This window comes from Streptomyces sp. NPDC060002, assembly GCF_042737245.1.
Lineage (GTDB): Bacteria > Actinomycetota > Actinomycetes > Streptomycetales > Streptomycetaceae > Streptomyces.
In genome coordinates this window covers 61,318-76,010 of sequence record NZ_JBHWUW010000004.1, presented here as the reverse complement: position 1 = coordinate 76,010, position 14,693 = coordinate 61,318, and the positions used below count along the sequence as shown (strand labels likewise).

Genomic DNA, 14,693 nt, shown 5'->3' with positions numbered 1-14,693 from the left:
ACACCCCGCACACCCCCTCTTATTGTCACGCCACCATTCCGACCACGTGACGATATTTCGAACGCCTGAAAGGCAAGTGCCCTGCGCGCCACCGAAATGAGTACATACGTGGCAGGCGCGCCCCGGCGCGGCCTGGCGTATGTACAGGTGCGCCCCGGTGACGCGATCGCGGGCGCCGGCGAGACCTGCTTACAGGGCCGTACCGGCCGTACCGGCCGTACCGGCCGTACCGTCGCACTGATCGACGATCCACCGGACACCGAGGCGCTCGAGCGCCGGCCCGGGCGACGCGCCGGGCGATCCGATCGTCAGTCAGTTCAGCGTGACCCTCCGCCTGTTCGCCGTCCATGAACAGGCGCGCCAGACCCCCGACGGCCTCGCGGCCGCACGCCGATCCAGGAGATCGCCGAGCGGATCCGCGCCGCGGGGCGTACCGCTCCACCGGAAGCCCGGTCGGTACACGGCCCCCGAAACCCACCCGCACGGCGCCCCCCTGAGGGGTCGGGGCCCGACCCCGCACCGACAGCGCGGAAGCGGACACGGCGCGTCCCACCCCCGGACCGCCCGCCCCCGCCCGCCGGCTGCCCGGCCCGCTCCACCGGTTCCCCACAGCCATCCGACACCCCCCATCCTCTCAACGACGAGAAGAACGAGGAACGATCACCATGCGCAACCGAAGAGCTGCCCTCGCCGCCACCGCCGGAGCCGCCTCTCTCGCCCTCACCCTGTCCGGCTGCGGCCAGAGCATCGGCGACAGCTCCGAGGGAAGCTCAGGGGAGGGCACCATCGGCATCGCCATGCCGACCCAGGCCTCCGAGCGGTGGCTCACCGACGGCAAGAGCGTCGTCGACGACCTGAAGGCCGACGGCTACCAGACCAAACTGGTGTACGGCAAGGACGACCCGAAGACGCAGGTCTCACAGATCGAGGCCCTGATCAAGCAGGGCGTCGACGCGCTGATCATCGCCGCCATCGACAACAAGTCGCTGAACGGCGTGCTGCAGCAGGCCGCCGACGCGGACATCCCGGTGATCTCCTACGACCGGCTCATCCTCGGCACCGAGAACGTCGACTACTACGTCTCCTTCGACAACGAGCAGGTCGGCCGGTTCCAGGCCCGCTACATCATCGACAAGCTCGGCCTGGAGGACGGCGCGGGCCCGTTCAACATCGAGCTGTTCGCCGGTTCCCCCGACGACAACAACACCAAGTTCTTCTTCGACGGCGCGATGCACCTCCTCCAGCCGTACCTGGACACCAAGCAGTTGGTGGTCCGGTCCGGCCAGACCGCGCTCAAGGACGTCACCACCCTGCGCTGGGACGGGCCCACCGCGCAGAAGCGCCTGGACGGCATCCTCACCGAGTCGTACGGGAGCAAGAAGATCGACGCGGTCCTCTCGCCGTACGACGGCATCTCCATCGGCGTCCTGAACGCGCTCAAGGCGGACGGCTACGGCTCCGGCAACAAGCCCCTGCCGATCGTCACCGGCCAGGACGCCGAACTCGCCTCGGTGAAGTCGATCATCGCGGGTGAGCAGTCGCAGACCGTCTACAAGGACCTCCGCCAACTCGCGGGCGTCGCCGCGGAGATGGCCGACGACATACTCAACGACAAGACGCCGAAGGTGAACAACAGAAGGGCCTACGACAACGGAGTCAAGGCCGTGCCCGCCTACTTGCTGCAGCCGACGACCGTCGACAAGACCAACTACGAGTACGTCCTGGTCGCGGGCGGGTACTACACCGACGCCGAACTCAAGTAGCCGAGGCCCGGGTCCGTCGGCGCCGGCCACGACCGACGCCGACCACGACCGACGCCGGCCACGCCGACCGCGACCGACGCCGGCCACGCCGACCACGCCGACCGCGGGGTCGGCGTGGTCGCCGGGGTCGTCGGGGTCGTCGGGGTCATTGCGGCTGTCGCGGTGCGTCCGCCCGGCCGGCTGGATCCCGGCTAGATCCACGTGTCCAGCCACATCCGCGACCGCCAGTCGCCGACCGGGATCACCTGACCGGTGTATACGGGCCAGAAATAGATGAAGTTCCAGGCGATGAGCAGCACGAGCCCGCCCGCGGCGACCGCGCCCAGCGTCCGGCGTCTGGCACCCGCCCCCGGCGGACCCAGGAGCGCGCCCAGCATCATCGCGACGGCCAGGCACAGATACGGCACGAAGGCGACCGCGTAGAAGGAGAAGATCGTGCGGTCCTGGTAGAGGAACCAGGGCAGATAGCCGGCCGCCACCGCGCACAGGACGGCGCCTGCCCGCCAGTCGCGGCGCAGCGCCCACCGGTAGAGCAGATAGGCCAGTGCGCAGCAAGCCGACCACCACAGCAGCGGCGTGCCGAGCGCGAGGACCGCCTGCGAGCAGCCGGCCGCGGCGTGACACCCGTCCCGCCCGGCCTTCGGCGACTGGTAGTCGAACAGCACCGGGCGGCCGAGAACCAGCCAGCTCCACGGGTTGGACTCGTACCGGTGCCAGGTGTCGAGCCCCACATTGAACCGGTAGACCCCGTACTCGTAGTGCCACAGGCTGCGGAGCGGGGCCGGTATCCACGACCAGGTGCCGCCGCGGCCGTCCGCCCAGTGCCGCCCGTAGCCGTCGTCCGACCGGAACCAGCCGGTCCACGTCACCAGATAGGTCACCACGGCGACCGGCACGACGGACAGCACCGACCAGCCGAGATCCTTGCGCAGCACCGCCCGGTACGGGCGGCCCGCCCCGGCCACGCGGCGCGAGCCGACGTCCCACAGCAGGGTGAGGACCACGAAGAAGGCCAGGAAGTACAGGCCGTTCCACTTGGTCGAGGCCGCCAGCCCCAGGAAGCCGCCGGCCGCGAGCCGCCACGGACGCGGTCCCGTCCCGGCACGGTCAGCCATGACCCGGTCCGGGCGCGCGTGGCCGTCCCCGTCCACCGGGAGGGCCGCCGCGAGCCGGGCCCGCGCCTGGTCCCGGTCGAGCAGCAGACAGCCGAACGCCGCCAGCACGAAGAACATGACGACGAGGTCCAGCAGCGCGGAACGGCTCATCACCACATGCAGACCGTCCAGCGCCATCAGCGCACCGGCCAGACAGCCCAGCGCCGTCGACCGGAACAGGCGGCGCCCGATGCGGCACAGCATCAGCACCGACAGCGTGCCCAGGACCGCGGTCATGAAGCGCCAGCCGAACGGTGTGAGGCCGAACATCCACTCGCCGAGGGCGATCACCCACTTGCCCGTCGGCGGATGGGCGACGAACGCCCCGGTGCCGGAGAGCGGGATCACCTGAGGATCCGCGAGGATCTGCGGGTCGGCGATCTTGCGGTCGGGCCAGGTGCCCTCGTAGCCGAGCCGCAGCAGCGCCCAGGCGTCCTTGGCGTAGTAGGTCTCGTCGAAGACGAGGCCCCGCGGCTGCCCGAGCCGCCGGAACCGGATCGCTCCGGCCAGCACGGCGACGAGCACCGGCCCCAGCCAGTCCATCACCTTCGCGACGCGGTACGCCCCGGCCGGACCGAGACGTATGAGCTCCCACCAGCGGGTCGACGGCCCCGGAAACGGCGGAACCAGGCGTTCCCGGACATCGGCCCGGGAGCGCCCGGCGTACCCGAACAGGCGCAGCCGGCCCCGCCAGTCGTCGGGCGCCTTCGTCGGACGGCCGACGTCGAGAACGGGGGAGCGCCGCACACTGCTACTCGTCACCGGACGACCCTAGACGCCGCCGTACGCGAACAACCGCACGATCCGGCATTCCCCCGCCCGGGGCCCCGGCGCGGCCGGGCACGCCCGCGCCGGGACACCCAGGGGGCCCGACGCGCCCGATGGGCCCGATGGAATGCAGGAACGGCCGCCCGTGCGCACGCATGAGTTCACGCACCGATGGAAGCCCATGGGCGATCAGGACCGTTCCCTCGACCAGGACCGTCCCCCCGACGCCGCGTGCGCTCGCCCGACCTCGCCCAGGTACTGCTCCAGACGGAAGCGAACCCCCTCGACGGGCCGGCCATCGAGGCCCGGGTACTCCAGGCCGGACCAGATGACCGTCCCGTCCCGCCCCGGACCCGGACCCGGACCCGGACCCGTACCGGGACCGGGACCCGGACCCGGACCCGGACCCGGACCCGGACCCGGACCGGGACCCGGACCCGGAACGTCATTCCGTCCGGTCCTGGCTCGGGCCGCTCCTGGGTCGCCACAGCCACCTCGCACGGCATGTCCGTCGGATAGAGGGGACCGCCCGGCCGTAGCAGTCGCCTCGGATCGAGGCCCGCCACTCTGCTGTCGCTGCGCGCGACCACGTCGAGGCATCGACGAAGAGGTACGTGTGAACGGCGGCACACGCCGGAGCCCCGGATTCGCGCCGATGAGCCGCGTGCCACCGCACCCTCGCTCCGCCCGCCGGGCACGCCGGCCCGTATCTCGCGCGGGGACCTACACGGCAACCGCCTGATCGGTCGTCATGAGCCGATGTCAGCGGCCCCGCCGCGCCGTTCTCATTTGTCGCGGGAGGGCCGGGAGCGGGATGAACCGCCCCTGCGGACGTCGGACGCCGGGCAGCGGCGGCAATTGCGACGGTGGCGAACCGATCGGCGGGGAACCCGGATAAGCACGGCTTCTCAGAAAGGAACCACCATGGCAACTCCCCTGACCGCAGCCAGGGTTCTGGCCGCCCTCAGAGCGGAGGGCGTCACCGTCGTCGAGGTCGGCGGCTGGCGCACCCACAACCGGGCAGGGCACGGCGCGTGGGGCCCGGTCGCGGGAGTGGTCGTCCACCACACCGTGACGTCCGGGACGGCCGCCTCCGTGGCGATATGCCGGGACGGATACGCCGGTCTCCCCGGACCGCTGTGTCACGGCGTCATCGACAAGCGGGGCGTCGTGCACCTCGTCGGTTGGGGCCGTGCCAACCACGCCGGCAGCGGCGACGGCGACGTGCTGAAAGCGGTCATCGCCGAGAAGTCGCTGCCCGCGCCGAACGAGAACGACACGGACGGCAACGCCCGCTTCTACGGCTTCGAGTGCGTCAACCTCGGTGACGGCAAGGACCCCTGGCCGGCGGTCCAGCTGGAAGCCATGGTCCGCGCCTCCGCCGCGCTGTGCCGGGCCCACGGCTGGTCCGCAGCCTCCGTGATCGGCCACAAGGAGTGGACGAACACGAAGACAGACCCACGCGGCTTCACCATGGCCGACCTCCGCGCCAGGGTCGCGTCCCGGCTGCGCAAGACCCCCGGCGCCGACAGCCCGATCCCCACCCCGACCACCCCGAGCCAGGAGGACACTGTGCCCAACCCCTCGATGCTGAACGAGTCGAACCCCACCGATGTCGAACTGCCCTCCGGCGAGTGGGTCGGCCTGGCGTTCACGGACCCGGTCGTCCACTCCGGGCCGCGCCTGCACAACACCCTGGTCCACGTCTCACTCGAAGAGAAGGCCCCGGACGACGCGCTCGTCGAGGGCCGCTTCTACCTCACGGACACCTCGGGCAAGCACCCGTCGGCCTTCCAGACCGTCACCCGCTACGGCGGCGGTGGCCACCAGTTCGCCCTGTCGGGCACCGTCCCGGCCGGAAAGCACCTGCGCTTCCAGCTCCGGGTGAAGACGGCCGACGCCAGCCCGGTCACACTCCTGCACCGCACCGCCACCGGCCCGTACTGGGCTACCACCTGACCCCGAAGCGGCCGGACGGGCGTCACACAGCTCCGCTCATTCAGCCGCCAGGCGCTGAGACCCGGTTACAGCGCCCCGCCCCGGCGCCTCCTGACGCCGGGGCGGTCTACCGTCACCAACTCCATCGCACCGCACACAGGTTGACGATCATGTGCGTCTGTATGCCCTCGCTGCCGTCGTTGCAGTCGCTGCCGTCAGGACTGCCGTCAGGACTGCCGTCAGGACTGCCGTAAAGTCGCGCACCCTGCGCTCGAGTCTCTGCCCCGCTCCAGCCTGGCCGGCGCTTGTGCCGCGCGCACAGCGATCAGTCGCCTGATGCACCTTCGGCAACTACCACCACGGGGTGCAGCGGAAGTCGCCGCTCACCTGTACACATGCGCGGGCGACGAGGCCCCGATCGTTGAACGTCCCGGTGTAGGCCGAAGTGGCATTTTTCGACTGTCCAAGCGGGCCGGCCCAACCCCGACCACCGTTGGAACTGATGTCCAGGTAGACCCGTGCCCTGCTGGCCCCGTTCCAGAGTCCCCACACACAGCGCGACGGACGGTTGTACCGGAGCTCCACCTTGTTCAGGTAACGCTTCTTGATGAGGCCACCTCCAGGTGCAGACACCCATACCGAGGTGTACCACGCGTTTGTGCCCCGGGTTTCGAACTGCCCGCTTGCAGCCCAGGCCCGCGCCTCGTCGACGTTGTTCTGGCAGTGCTCGGTCGCAGAGGCCGGGGTTGCCGACGCCCCGACAAGTGCTCCCGCCAGCAGAACAGATGCCCCCAGTATCCCCGTCAGTGTGCTCCGCACCCTGGCCATAGGACTCATCACCATCCCCCTCGCGTTTGGTGAAGTGCCGACACTATCGACGCCGACAGCACCCGGAGAGAGCGTGCGGGGGCGCTCCACACGGGCGCTAAGGCGTGCACACACGAATGCTCACAAGCGCGCACGCCGGAGCGATGCGCCCTCGAGGAGCGCGATGCCGGCGCTCGCACCAGAGCGAGGGAGCGAGGGAGTGGGGGAGCGGTGGCAGGGGCCGGACTACGTCTTCGCCACCCGCAACAGCACCGCCACCCTCCTGGATGCCAAAGGCCCACAGAAACCGCCCCGCCGATCGGTCCGGGGCCTTTTCCCTGGTGCCCCCGACAGGATCCGAACCTGCGACACCCGCCCCAACAACCGCCAGATTTCTGCGGAGAGTTGAGTACCCCCACCCTTCCTCGTCGTGCCGCTCACGGACAGTCGCAGTCACCATGCAGCGACTCCACGGGTGCCGGCTGTGCCGACGTCTCGGGGACCTCAGCTTGGGAAGCCGGGGTTTCTTGGCGGCGCTGGCTGGGCTGACCTGCGGCGGAGCGGTGTCGAAGACCGGGGCACACCCGTGGCCGGTCCCCGCCGTTCCCCGTGGTTCCCCGTGGTTCCCCGCACGATCTGGCACGCGGCTTACGGTGGCTCCGGTGGCCTGGGGGCATCCTTGTCGATCAGCCCGTTGATGAACTCGACTGCGAACCGGTGCGATTCGGGTGATACGTCTGCGGGTTCGTCGGCGTACCAGCGGAAGGTGCCCAGTTCTCGTTCGGCGGAGTTCAGCCAGTGGGCCAGACGGTGAAGCTGCCCTTCGCTCAGCCTGATCGCGGCCTGGTGGACCCACACCTCATCCGGCCCGGCATAGGTCTCCAGAGCCATGACGGCCAGCTCTACCGCGCCCGGCGCGAAGACTGACTGGCAGAGGTCGCGGGCGTCAGGAGAGATCGGCATACGCCGAGGATGCGGCGTCCAGGGCTGTAGGACAACGAAGAGTCGTCGCCGGCCGGCGCAACCCGGACTGCAGCACGTGACCTCTTCGACCCGAAGCAACTCGGGTGGGAGCTGGGCCTTGAGCTGGTGGGTCTTGGGCCTGCTCTGATGGTCCGCAGAGGTTCGTGGGCGTCCGCCGGTGTGCGTCTGCGTTGTCACGCAGTTGAACACTTACCCGCTCAACGGTCGGTCGCCGACAGGTGCGTTGTCAGTGCTTGCGCCTATGGTCTCAAGCGCGCGGTCGGCTTCCGGGGGTTCCAGCTCTGAAGGGATGGCTTCATCCCCGGCCTGTCTGGGGGCGGCCCGGAGACTCGTCCGGGACCTAACCGACGGCCGGGCTTCGTCGATGGCCACGAGGTGACCTGCCAGCGCCGGCCGCGCACCCCCTCTCGCGGGGGCGGACGCACGCTTTCCAACTGTCCGCGTGGCTGTACGGGGGCGTCCGCGGCGTTCGCGTGGCAGGTCAGACGACGTGGGTGCACGTAGGTGGACGGCGGCGGCCGTCGGCGCACTGGACAAAGACCAGGACAACGAACGTGCCAGTGCCCGCCTGTGAGGACGCAGGCGGGCGCAGTGTCTTTGGGGTGCTCCCGTCCCGTACGCCGTCGACCCAGGCAAAGCCGAGCAGACGCAACCCATGGCGTCCAGGTCGTACGTCCGGCAGGGCGCTCCACCTGGACGCCATGAAAGCCGTGCCAAAGCACGGAACAGCACGGGAGACGAGTTGGACAGCGGAAACGAGATGGCCCGCGATGGCGCGGTAAAAATAGGATCGAACAGTATGCCCACCTGACGTAGGGTCACTACGGCTCGCCGGACTACCCGAGTGGGTACAAACAGGGGGTACACGATGCGCCAAGATTGCGGCCTTGGTCGCAACGGTTCTTCTTGCCGGCGGGGCACTCGCCAACGCGACGTCGGCGTCGGCGACTGTTGATCCGCCCAGCGGTGGTTGGGACCACACGTGGACCACCTCGGACTCCAACCCGGGTGGCACGGCCTACATCGCCGAGTACGGCGACATCGTCTCGGTCTGCGACACGGACGCCGACAGAGTCTCGCCCCGGCCAGATCGCCGTCCAGTACCCGAGCGGCGCTTATCACATCCGCTACACACTCACCGCCTCGGGCGGAGAGGGCGCATGCGCCTCGGCTCGTGCTTCGCAGGGGGGCATTTACGACCTCCCCGAGGACACTTCGATCAGCGTCGCTGTCTGGCTGGGCCCGGACTACGGCAGCGTGACCACGCACTATTACGTCAACGACCACTAGCCGGTCCGCAGGGGCGGAAGTGTCCCTGTGCGTCCTGCGCCGCTCCCCGCCTCGTCGTCGAACCTCCCAGGCCGGCCGAGCAGTACGCGGGCCGCTTCCTGCACCACAACCCGATGCCCGGTGGAGGGGGTCGCGACCCGGGGAAGGTCGCTACCTCGGCTCAGGCCATGAAGGCGGCCGGGTCACTCGCAGATCAGCATCACCATGAACGTCTACACCCACGTCGTCCAGGACACCCAGCGCGAAGCCGTGAGCCACATGGACCGGCTGCTCAGGAAGAGGCGTCCCGGTCGGGCGTGACCGCCCGCGTTGATGTCAGAAGTAGATGTCAAAGGCCACCTAGGAACGTTCCTAGGTGGCCTTTTCCCTGGTGCCCCCGGCAGGATTCGAACCTGCGACACCCGCTTTAGACGTCGTCTCATTTGGCGAGTCGGCGGTAGCAGATGAGGCTGCAGGCGATGGCGGTGAAGGCCAGGAAGTGCTCGGCCTTGCGTTCGTAGCGGCGGTGCAAACGGCGGCAGCCGCCCAGCCAGGACATCGTGCGCTCGATCGTCCAGCGATGCCGGCCCAGCCGGGTGGAGGACTCGATGCCCTTGCGGGCGATGCGGTGCCGGATGCCTCGCTTGCGTAGCCATCGGCGCAGGTGGTCGTAGTCATAGCCCTTGTCCGCGTGCAGCTTGGCGGGCCGTCGTCTGCGCGGGCCGCGGCGGGAGCGGATCGGCGGGATGCCGCGCACGAGCGGCTCGAGTGCCTGGCTGTCGTGCAGGTTCGCGCCGGAGATGCCGATCGAGAGGGGTAAACCGGTCCGCTCGGTGATCAAGTGGACCTTTGAGCCCTTCTTGCCCCGGTCTACAGGATTCGGACCTGTCAGGTCCCCCCTTTCAGGGCCCGCATGTTCGCCGAGTCGATCGCGCAGCGCGACCAGTCCAGGTCTCCGCGCAAACCCAGTTCGTCGAGGATGACGCGGTGCAGCTTCGCCCAGACCCGGGCGGCGGTCCACTCGGTGAAGCGCCGGTGCGCAGTCGGCCCCGACGGGCCGAAGACCGGCGGCAACTGCCGCCAGGTGCAGCCCGTCGTCGCCACGAAAATGATCGCGGCCAGCACCTCGCGATCCCCGTACCGGCGCCGACCGCCGCCCTGCGGCCGCGATGGAGCGGGTGGGACCACCCGCTGGAACAGTTCCCACAACTCGTCCGGCACCATGCGCTCAACCATCACCACACGGTGCAGACTACCCAGCACTCCAAATGAGACGACGTCTTAGCCCGCTGGCCGATCGCGGCGAACGAACGCGCCCCGCTCAGCACGGCCGAGCATGCGATCAGCAGCACGCTCACGAACGGGTGACGTTTCCCGCCCCGGGGGCCGCAGATCGGCCAGCGTGGCCAGCCGCTGCGGCAGCCCCGGGAGTGCGCGGTGCTGACGAGAAGGCGCCTTGAGAGGTCACCCGCTCCAACCGGAGCTTCGTTGTGCGCGAGACGGGCCGACCGACAGTCGTCACGCCGCCGCGAACTACGACTTCGCGGCGTCACTCGGAATTTGAAACAGCCCTGCTCATTGCGCCGCGGCGACCATCGCACTCATAAGGTCACTGCGACTTTGGAATCGCCCGGCGGCTGACGCGGTGCCGGAGATCCTCAGCGAACTGCCCTACGACACGATGACCTCGTCGAATTGCAACTTGACGGTCCCATTGGTGTCGTAGCTAATGGCATGCGCATTGCGGAGACTGTAGCGTTTGACCTCGTTACTCTGGTAATCAAGAAGCACGACGCTGATGTTCTTACGCACACCAGGATTCCACGCACTGGTAAAGATGAATTCGCTGAAGGCCTGGCTGCCGGCCACGCCCCGGTACAGGGTTATCTGATTTGCACTTAGGCCATTGGCTCCATTGAGGAACTCGACGCAGGCGCCGTCAAGGATCAACCCGAAGTTGTGCGCGGTCAAAGGATCCCCGCACGGCTTGGAGGCCGCTGCGGTGGTGGCGGGAGCGGGGGCGGCAGACGCGATGGCACTGCCGGAGAAGACGCTGAGGGTCAGCAGTGCCGTGGTGGCTGCACCGGCCAGGAGAAGGCGGCGGCCGATCGAGCGTGTCATCACAGGGTCCTCACAGTCGGAAGCGGATCGGCTGGGTAGACGGCGCAGCATCAGACCGCGTTGCAATGAGACGGTAAAATCTCCATCGGCCTTCCCTGCGTCATACGTTGTGAGAGGATTTCATCCGGCTTGGCCCCGACCGTCGAGCGACAGGGAAATCACCCGCCTCCCATCTAAGACGTCGTCTCATTTGGCGAGTCGGCGGTAGCAGATGAGGCTGCAGGCGATGGCGGTGAAGGCCAGGAAGTGCTCGGCCTTGCGTTCGTAGCGGCGGTGCAAACGGCGGCAGCCGCCCAGCCAGGACATCGTGCGCTCGATCGTCCAGCGATGCCGGCCCAGCCGGGTGGAGGACTCGATGCCCTTGCGGGCGATGCGGTGCCGGATGCCTCGCTTGCGTAGCCATCGGCGCAGGTGGTCGTAGTCATAGCCCTTGTCCGCGTGCAGCTTGGCGGGCCGTCGTCTGCGCGGGCCGCGGCGGGAGCGGATCGGCGGGATGCCGCGCACGAGCGGCTCGAGTGCCTGGCTGTCGTGCAGGTTCGCGCCGGAGATGCCGATCGAGAGGGGTAAACCGGTCCGCTCGGTGATCAAGTGGACCTTTGAGCCCTTCTTGCCCCGGTCTACAGGATTCGGACCTGTCAGGTCCCCCCTTTCAGGGCCCGCATGTTCGCCGAGTCGATCGCGCAGCGCGACCAGTCCAGGTCTCCGCGCAAACCCAGTTCGTCGAGGATGACGCGGTGCAGCTTCGCCCAGACCCGGGCGGCGGTCCACTCGGTGAAGCGCCGGTGCGCAGTCGGCCCCGACGGGCCGAAGACCGGCGGCAACTGCCGCCAGGTGCAGCCCGTCGTCGCCACGAAAATGATCGCGGCCAGCACCTCGCGATCCCCGTACCGGCGCCGACCGCCGCCCTGCGGCCGCGATGGAGCGGGTGGGACCACCCGCTGGAACAGTTCCCACAACTCGTCCGGCACCATGCGCTCAACCATCACCACACGGTGCAGACTACCCAGCACTCCAAATGAGACGACGTCTTAGGAGAGAGGCTGGTGCGCCGGGCCGGTGACCTGCGGCTTCGATGCCTGGTGAGATGTCCGGGAACCCGACTGCCAGACACTCTTGTTGGCCGTGGCTGACCGCTGCATCTGGCACGGCAGTGGCACGGACCTCAGCCGGCGACAGCCAGCCACGACGGCGGGCGCGCCAGCCGACTAGGCGCGCGTGTGCCTCGCTGCACCCCTACGGGCCTCCGCCACGCTGCCGCTGCCGTCGACCAGAGCAAGTCGCGACGGCCGTCCCGTAACGACGAGCCCTCAGCTTGGGAAGCGGCGAGCATTTAGGGTCGCTTCCGACGCTGACCTGTACGAATGGCTGGACTGTCACTGCACTGGGCCGGTACCGCGGGCGGCTGCGAAACAGGCCGAAGTACTTCCCGGGCCAGCTCCTGGTCGCCGATGTTCGTGGTCGAGCATGCGGACGCCCCTGGGTCGACGCTCGTGGTTACCGCTGAACAGCGGGAACCCAGCACTTGGATCGGTCGCGAGGCTGAGCCTCTGGTGCCGTTCCTGTTGCCGACGTCTTCGGCTTGTCTTGCGTGAGAGTCACCCGCACACGTAGAGGTCCTCTGGTGAGCACCGAAGTGCGACCGGCAACCCCGCGCGCATCTTGGTTACGGCGATTTCTTTGCATGAGAAAGCAGCTCGCATTGCCTTCTCCAGGGTCTTACGGTTTATTCGACCTCGCCACTTCTGGCTCATCAAGTAGGCTAGGGAGGCGTTCAAGTCATGCCCGCAACAGTAAGCAGTAGGATCCGTGACACTTTTCATTTCGCTATTCGCGAGAGCTGCGACGGCAGGGATATCGCTCGGCATTATGCGGGCTTTCTTCGCTCGGGCAAGTGCCGATGAAACCGTCTTTACTAGATCCACTCCTGTAGCGTCGGGCAAAGCAACCTCGGAAAAAGGTGTATCCGAGAATCTCAGGCCCCAACCGTGCTCATAGTTGAGTTTCCGCAAAACGCCGATAGGAAAGGCCAGAAGGGTCGCTGGCTCTACTGGGGAGGCCCACCCGCCTACTTGCAGGAAATTCCGCACACTGGCTCGGTCGCAAAATGAATAGACGACCCGTCGACACACATCTCCTGAGTAGAAGACGGTCGCATCGATGTCGTAGTGATCGGTTTGCACGGCCACGACGGGAATAGATATTTCATCTTTCTCCCAGTCGCGATCTATTAGGGCTGCCACCCCACGCATCTGCTGCTGTTCGACGATCTTAATAGCGTCGAGAACGGAGCTCTTTCCGTACCCCGGGAGTGTTTCACAGAGATCCTCTTCCAAGTGCGGATCCAGCACTGCGCAATCGGAGTCCCCCTCGCAAAGAATGTACTTCCTCGCAGTGGGCCCAGAGCGGAGCAGTAGAACGTAGGAAAAAAGGTCATCCCCAGTCAAGTCATTTTGCATCGTCACGTCCACAGGCTCTCGTTCTCGTAACCCGGCTCCAGTCCCACAGTATTCGACCAATATTTGTTGATGATCTGCGGTGAGTGGGTTGCGACAATAAAACGAGAGGAATTGATTGCAGCGATTCGCACGATGTCATTCAAGAATTCTTTTTGCCAGGCCACATGGAGAGAGATCTCGGGCTCATCGATTAGAATGAGGCTATTTTTCTGTGCGTTAAAAAGTAGATCGTAAGTCAGTACCAGTTCATGCTGCTCCCCTGAAGAGAGCTGGCTGGGTTTGATTTCTTTTCCAGCTGCAGTGACCACCTTAAAGCCTTCGCGATCCAGAACAAGCTCTTTGTACAGGAATCGTGAATTAACGATTTCTCGCAAAAGTGCTACCCGGTCAAGGAGGTATTGAAAGGTGCTTAGCTTCTCTTCTGTATCGTCAAGATAAGTCCAGAGGACACGTTTTTCCCAGGGCTCCAGCGTTCGATCCGGCAAGGGAAGCTCACCTGAAGCGTCCAGTACTGAAATTGCTGTCAATCGTCGACGAATCTCGCTCTGGGCAGAGTAGCGTGAACGAATCGCCTCCTCGGTGATCTCCGGGGCCAATTCAGTCTCAGACAGGAGGCGCCGCGGAAATGACCGGTCGAGCCCTTGGGAAACTCGTGAATTCTGCGCAAGGGCATCATCGAGCCGCCTAGAAAAATCGCGACTGAATTCTGAGACAGTGGGTTGACGTCGCTCCGCCTTATTGCGCCCAGGAGCCACATTGATGAGTCGCTGAGTTTCGATGAGATGCACGGTGGCAGATGAAAGAAGCTTAGTGACCTCCTCTGGGATGCTCTCCGCCCTAAGGGCAAGTAGACGAGAAGGTAGTAGATCTGGGTAGCGTGAGATCACCTCGCGCGTCGAGATAATATCCCCATCCGATAGGTCCGTCCATCTACCGGACCGCATCTTTCTCACAGGGATATCTGATCTCTCGATGTATAGAGAAAGGTTTGGCGAATCGGCCTGAGTAAGAGACTCGGAAGCATTCCATACAATTTCCCCCCTCCCGGACTGCAAAAGTCGCATGATGAATACATCGCCACTTGCTTCCTCTTCTGCAAGCCCCGGAAGTGCCTCTTGCCCCAGCCGTTCGACACATAGGATGCTGCCGTCACTGAAGGTGAAAATTGCCGAACGGAAGGGAGTTTCGGCGATAGTGTGAAGATCCAGAGAGAAAGTTGCTGCAATTAGCTCAAGAAGCTTAGTTTTGCCAATTCCGTTCGGCCCGTGAAGAATTACAAAGTCGCGATCTGGTGGAAAGTCAACCTTATGATCAAAACGGCCAAGTAGCTGGCTTACCTCAATGCTGATAAGCTTGCGTTCTGAATTCTCGACGGAATCTTGACCGCTCATGATGCTCCCTCACTGCTAAGACTTGTCCCGTAACTGCTGGTC

General features: G+C 66.3%; 9 protein-coding genes. 2 read left to right on the top strand and 7 right to left on the bottom strand.

Going from position 1 to position 14,693, the window contains the following annotated elements; all coding sequences use genetic code 11:
* Positions 1-665 precede the first annotated feature (665 nt).
* A complete protein-coding gene (gene chvE / locus ACFWBD_RS05645) occupies positions 666-1,763 on the top strand; it encodes a multiple monosaccharide ABC transporter substrate-binding protein (RefSeq protein WP_385663083.1) in 1,098 nt (365 codons plus the stop codon).
* Between the two features lie 191 nt (positions 1,764-1,954).
* On the opposite strand, the gene ACFWBD_RS05640 is transcribed toward chvE, so the two are convergent.
* A complete protein-coding gene (locus ACFWBD_RS05640; RefSeq protein ID WP_385663591.1) occupies positions 1,955-3,664 on the bottom strand; it encodes a dolichyl-phosphate-mannose--protein mannosyltransferase in 1,710 nt (569 codons plus the stop codon).
* A 945-nt stretch (positions 3,665-4,609) separates the two neighbouring features.
* Between ACFWBD_RS05640 and ACFWBD_RS05635 the strand changes: the two genes are divergently transcribed.
* Complete coding sequence (locus ACFWBD_RS05635) at positions 4,610-5,644, top strand: N-acetylmuramoyl-L-alanine amidase (protein WP_385663080.1); 1,035 nt, start codon at positions 4,610-4,612, stop codon at positions 5,642-5,644.
* Positions 5,645-7,078: 1,434 nt separating this feature from the next.
* Here ACFWBD_RS05635 and ACFWBD_RS05630 read toward each other — a convergent pair.
* From ACFWBD_RS05630 to ACFWBD_RS05605, 6 genes are all read right to left on the bottom strand, one after another.
* Complete coding sequence (locus ACFWBD_RS05630; RefSeq protein ID WP_385663077.1) at positions 7,079-7,393, bottom strand: hypothetical protein; 315 nt, start codon at positions 7,391-7,393, stop codon at positions 7,079-7,081.
* Positions 7,394-9,122: 1,729 nt separating this feature from the next.
* Positions 9,123-9,919 (bottom strand): IS5 family transposase gene (locus ACFWBD_RS05625; RefSeq protein ID WP_385663588.1). Its coding sequence is split into 2 segments (ribosomal slippage): positions 9,123-9,581 and positions 9,584-9,919, totalling 795 coding nucleotides; the frame shifts between segments, so codons are not numbered across the junction.
* Between the two features lie 435 nt (positions 9,920-10,354).
* Positions 10,355-10,804, bottom strand: a complete 450-nt coding sequence (locus tag ACFWBD_RS05620) for a phage tail protein (protein WP_385663074.1) — start codon at positions 10,802-10,804, stop codon at positions 10,355-10,357.
* Between the two features lie 186 nt (positions 10,805-10,990).
* A protein-coding gene (locus tag ACFWBD_RS05615) for an IS5 family transposase (protein WP_385663588.1) occupies positions 10,991-11,787 on the bottom strand; the annotation gives its coding sequence in 2 pieces (ribosomal slippage) (positions 10,991-11,449 and positions 11,452-11,787; 795 coding nt in all).
* A gap of 612 nt (positions 11,788-12,399) precedes the next feature.
* Complete coding sequence (locus tag ACFWBD_RS05610) at positions 12,400-13,272, bottom strand: hypothetical protein (protein ID WP_385663072.1); 873 nt, start codon at positions 13,270-13,272, stop codon at positions 12,400-12,402.
* Positions 13,263-14,651 (bottom strand): AAA family ATPase, encoded by a 1,389-nt coding sequence (locus ACFWBD_RS05605; protein ID WP_385663069.1) that lies wholly within the window; start codon positions 14,649-14,651, stop codon positions 13,263-13,265. Before ACFWBD_RS05605 ends, ACFWBD_RS05610 begins: the two co-directional genes overlap by 10 nt.
* Between the last annotated feature and the right edge of the window lie 42 nt (positions 14,652-14,693).